At 63.1% G+C, this 4,502-nt stretch carries 5 protein-coding genes; 3 read left to right on the forward strand and 2 right to left on the reverse strand.

Going from position 1 to position 4,502, the window contains the following annotated elements:
* Positions 1-377: 377 nt before the first annotated feature.
* The 3 genes from ACO48X_RS01070 to ACO48X_RS01080 all read left to right on the forward strand — a co-directional run bounded on the left by ACO48X_RS01070 (position 378) and on the right by ACO48X_RS01080 (position 2,601).
* On the forward strand, positions 378-968 hold the full coding sequence (locus ACO48X_RS01070) for a hypothetical protein (RefSeq protein WP_484999703.1): 591 nt from the start codon (positions 378-380) through the stop codon (positions 966-968).
* A complete protein-coding gene (locus ACO48X_RS01075; protein WP_484999705.1) occupies positions 934-2,127 on the forward strand; it encodes an ImmA/IrrE family metallo-endopeptidase in 1,194 nt (397 codons plus the stop codon). Before ACO48X_RS01070 ends, ACO48X_RS01075 begins: the two co-directional genes overlap by 35 nt.
* A 138-nt stretch (positions 2,128-2,265) precedes the next feature.
* Positions 2,266-2,601 carry a hypothetical protein gene (locus tag ACO48X_RS01080; protein WP_484999707.1) on the forward strand — a complete coding sequence of 112 codons (336 nt, stop codon included), beginning with the start codon at positions 2,266-2,268 and terminating at the stop codon, positions 2,599-2,601.
* A 145-nt stretch (positions 2,602-2,746) separates the two neighbouring features.
* On the opposite strand, the gene ACO48X_RS01085 is transcribed toward ACO48X_RS01080, so the two are convergent.
* Positions 2,747-3,601 (reverse strand): metal ABC transporter permease, encoded by an 855-nt coding sequence (locus ACO48X_RS01085; protein ID WP_484999709.1) that lies wholly within the window; start codon positions 3,599-3,601, stop codon positions 2,747-2,749.
* Positions 3,594-4,406 carry a metal ABC transporter ATP-binding protein gene (locus tag ACO48X_RS01090; protein ID WP_484999712.1) on the reverse strand — a complete coding sequence of 271 codons (813 nt, stop codon included), beginning with the start codon at positions 4,404-4,406 and terminating at the stop codon, positions 3,594-3,596. Before ACO48X_RS01090 ends, ACO48X_RS01085 begins: the two co-directional genes overlap by 8 nt.
* Positions 4,407-4,502: the final 96 nt, after the last annotated feature.

A 4,502-nucleotide genomic window follows, 5' to 3' on the forward strand; every position in this document is an offset into this window, starting at 1 on the left:
TGAGCGCGCCGAGGCTCCGCACTGGTCGACGCGATCCCGGTGCGGAGTTTTCGCTACCGTAATCGACCAAAATTTCCGATTTTGCTCAGTGTGAGAAAACAACCTTCCTTCCTAGGCCATCGTCCTAGGTAGGCCTTGCGAGGCGTTGCCTCAGAAAAGCAAACTCACCCCCACCATTTAGCCGCACGGCCTTTCCACCCCCACATGCTCGGCCAAGACGCACTCTGACCCACGATGCGAAATTTCCGGTTTTGTGCAAGAATCTGAGGCATTGGATTCGTCAAGAATGGAGTGCTCAAATGTCTGAGACTGCGGCATATGCCGGCGAACCTTCATCCGTCCTGCGGGGGAAAGACGCGAATGACTATCTAGAGCGCATGGGTCTCCGACCCGTCGAGATCCACGAAGCCCTGAAAGCGGGAGACGTTGCCTCGGAGAATACGCCTCCCTATGCCCCGGCCACCGCTCCGGGACTGAATCGCTGGATAGCCACCGTCCACACAATGCGCGAGCTGCTGCATAAGCGCAACTGGACATGCGAGGACAGGCAGAACAGACCGACGGCGACCTCGTCCGACGGCGCGTATACATTGTCCTTCGTGCGAGGCGACGCTTTTGTCGCCGACCCTGACCCCCTCGTCGTGCCGAAAGCCGCCCGGCGAAGAGGCCCGGCAACTCGCGCGGCCGTTCAGCTCTCGTTAAATTTGGCAAGCGTATCGAATGGGACGCCAGCTGGTTTGCCCGCTGGAGAGCCACCAGCCGGAGCGTGGTTTCTGCTCTATTACCGTGACGAAGACGAAATTCGCTCTGAGGTTTCGCTTCCATCTGGTTTTGACCCCAAGAACGAACAGTTCACAGGTTGGACGGTCCGAGCGCTTCTTGAACCTTTGAAGCTCGAACGGCCCGACATACGCGACATCGGCGGAGACGACGTTGACTTCACGATCACAGACATCGCCGAACACTGAGCTTCTCGATCCTCTGCGCATTCAGTCCGCCCGAATGCGCAGAGGACTCAGTCAGGTGGAGCTCGCACACCGGCTGGGGCTGACCGATCGAACCGTCCACAGGTATGAAACCGTCGGCGCTCCCACCCGTATGGGATCCAAGCTGTCGGAAACTCTTGGGTTCCCCGACCGTTTTTTCGAGCGCGGTCCATGCGTCGAATTCGATGCGAAAGCCATCAGTTTTCGTGCGAGGCGAACGACAACGAAGCGGCAGCGCGCGGCCGCTATATCGGCGGGCAGCTTCGGCATTGAGGTAGACCTGTGGATTTCCCAACGCTTTGGCCTGCCCGACGTCGCTGTGCCGGACATGACGGGTGAATCCCCTAGAATCGCGGCGTCGTTGCTGCGCAACTTCTGGGGGCTCGGCGCCAAGCCGCTGCCGAATCTTGTTCAACTGAGCGAATCGAAAGGAATTCGCGTCAACGGCCTGCCCGACGTCGCCGCGTCCGTCGACGCCTTCTCTCTGTGGCACGGGGAGATCCCGCATATTTTCCTTGCTCAGCGCAAAACGCCGGAGCGAGCCCGCTTCGATCTGGCTCATGAGATAGGCCATCTTCTCCTCCATCGCCGAATCGGCCCTGAGAGCATCGAGGAGCGTCAAGCTGACGAATTCGCCTCGGAGTTCCTCGTTCCGACGGAAAGCATCTTTGAGCGTCTTCGCCCCAATCCGACTATCGACGAACTTATGAAAGCGAAACGAGCTTTTGGCGTTTCAGCGATGGCCCTGACGTACGCGGTCCACAAGGCGGGCCGCATGACGGACTGGATTTACCGTTCTACATGCTGCGAGCTGGCGCGGCGAGGTTTCCGAAGCGGCGAACCCGAGGGGATGACGGGTTACGAACGTTCGCGCGTTTTTCCACACGTTCTCGCCTCGTCGGCGCATGGACCGATTTCAACCGCGCGAATAGCGCGGGAACTCGCTCTTCCTCTGGAAGACGTCCATGCCGCCATGCTTCATACCGAGCTTCTCGGCCTCCGGTCTTCGGTTTCCGCGTCAAGCCCCGGCGGAAAGTGCGGCGATCCGCGCTTCGACCACTCAGCAAGCGGCAGCGGCGCCTCCCACAGCCGCCGCTCGGCAGACAGAACGGGAACGACGCCGCGATTGCGACTCGTATAGGGCAAGGTCCGACTGAAGTGCGAACACTTCAGACTTTAGGATCTCGATCGCGTGGATTCAGCGTGTGACGCTCAGCGTGTGACGCGCGGCGAGGGGTCCTCGGGGATCTTCGGATGATTCGGATCCGGATTGTCGCGAGTGAACGTCGACCAGTTGGGCGTCGGCAGGGATATCGACGGCGTCGGAACGGATATACGGGAAGGCGAGGGGATCGAGGGCATTGGCACGGGGCTCGGAGCGCAGCGCGGCAGGCCGCTTCCAGGGCGCGTCGAGCAGGCCGACGGCACCCTCGTGCCTCCTTCCGACGGCGCCGTGGCGGCCGTCGTCGACGGGCTGGGGCTCGGATCCTCGGAACCGCAGGAGGCAAGGCCGCCCATCCCCATCGCTCCGGCGGTGAGCACAACGCAAAACATAGCCGGAGAGACGAAAGAACGGGTTCCGCGCGTATGCATACAGGCAATGTACCCCAAATAAAAGGGAAACAGAAACCAAACACGTAACGCGCACATTGGCGGAACCAAGGGTCTGCGGGCGCTTCAGCCAAGGCTTTTCGACCCGTGTTTCCGACATTCTGGCCGACGGCTCCGTTGACAGCAGTCCGCACCCGCGTTCGCAAAACTCAGGCCGCGGCGCGCCTGCTCTTGAGGAAGCCCCGCAGCCCGCGCGGCGAGGTGAGCCACACCGCGAAAAAGAGAAAGCCGCCGGTCGCCACGACAGTCGCCCCCGACGCCGTGTCGAACCAGTAGGAAACGTAGATGCCCACAATCGTCGACGCCACCGAAAGCGCCGGGGCGATGAGCAGCATCTTCGAGAATCTCTGGGTGATGAGCAGCGCCGTCGCCCCGGGCGTGATCAAAAGCGTCACGATGAGAACCGCTCCGACCGCCTGCATCGCCGTCACCACAGTCATCGCCAGGCATACGAGCAGCAGCGCTCCCATGCGCCACGCCGGGAGGCCGATGGCCTGCAGGTGCACTGGGTCGAAGGCGTAGGCGGTGAGGTCCTTGCGTTTGAGAAGCAAGACGATTCCGGCCAACGGTCCCAGGATGAGCACCTGCCACATGTCCGCCTGCGTGATCCCCAGCAGATCGCCGAAGAGCACGTGGGAAAGATTGATGTTCGAGGGATTTTTGGACACGAGCACGAGGCCTATAGCGAAGAGCGTCGTGAAGACGATGCCCATGCTCGCGTCCGATTTGAGGTGGGACGTTTGCCTCACGGCGAAGATGAGGCCGACGACGAGGAGCGCGGCCGCGAGCGCGCCGACGGAATAGGGGATTCCGAGCATGTGGGCGACGACGACTCCGGGCAGAACCGCGTGCGAGAGCGCGTCGCCCATAAGAGACCAGCCGACGAGGACGATCCAGCAGCTGATGATCGCGCACACGGCTCCGGCTATCGCGGTGACGACGATTCCGCGGACCATGAACTCGTAGGTCCACATCCGCCCGAAAGTCTCCCACAGATCAGGCATCGCCCTTCTCCTTTCCGTGCGGGGCGTCGACCGAAGCGTCCGGATCTGCCGCTCCGTCGGCTTGAGCGGCGCCACGCTCGCGGGCCCGAACGCCGGTCACGCCGAAGGCTCGGCCGAGGTTCTCCGGGCGCAGGGCGTCCTCGACGTCGCCCTGGAAGACGACCTCGCGCAGGAGCAGGAGAGCCTCGTCGCACAGCTCGGACATTCCGTCGAGGTCGTGCGTGGCGACCAGCACCGCTGCGCCGCCGGCGGCCAGATTGCGCACGAGCGAGACGATCGCCTCCTCGCTCGGCTTGTCGACGCCGGCGAAGGGCTCGTCCATGAGCAGCAGCCTCGCGCCCTGGGCGATGGCACGCGCGATGAAGACCCTTTTGCGCTGGCCTCCCGACAGCGCGCCGATTTGCCGATCGCGCAGTTCCGGCACGCCGACCATGTCGAGGGCCCGGTCGACCGCTTCGACGTCGTCGGGGCGAGGGCGCCTCGTCCATCCCATTCGCCCGTAACGGCCCATCATGACGACGTCGGCCACGCTCAGCGGGAAGTCCCAATCGACTCCCTCGTTCTGGGGGACGTAGCCGACCAAGCCGTCCTTGCGGGCCGAACGCGCGGACTCTCCGTACACGGAGACGTCCCCGGTGGAGCGAACCGTTCCGACGACCGCTTTGATGAGCGTCGATTTCCCGGAGCCGTTCATTCCGACGACGCCGCACACGCGCCCGGGACAGAGCGAAAAGGTCACGCCCGTCAGGGCCTTGACGGGCCCATACGAAACGCGAAGGCCTTCGACCGACAGCGCGGCCTCCATTCGCCTTCGCGGTTCGATTTCGCTGCGTCGCCTCATGCGGACCCGCCGGCCAGCCCGGAGGCGATCGTCTTCGTGTCGTACTCGAGGAGGTCCAGA

It is taken from the genome of Peptidiphaga sp., from assembly GCF_057238965.1.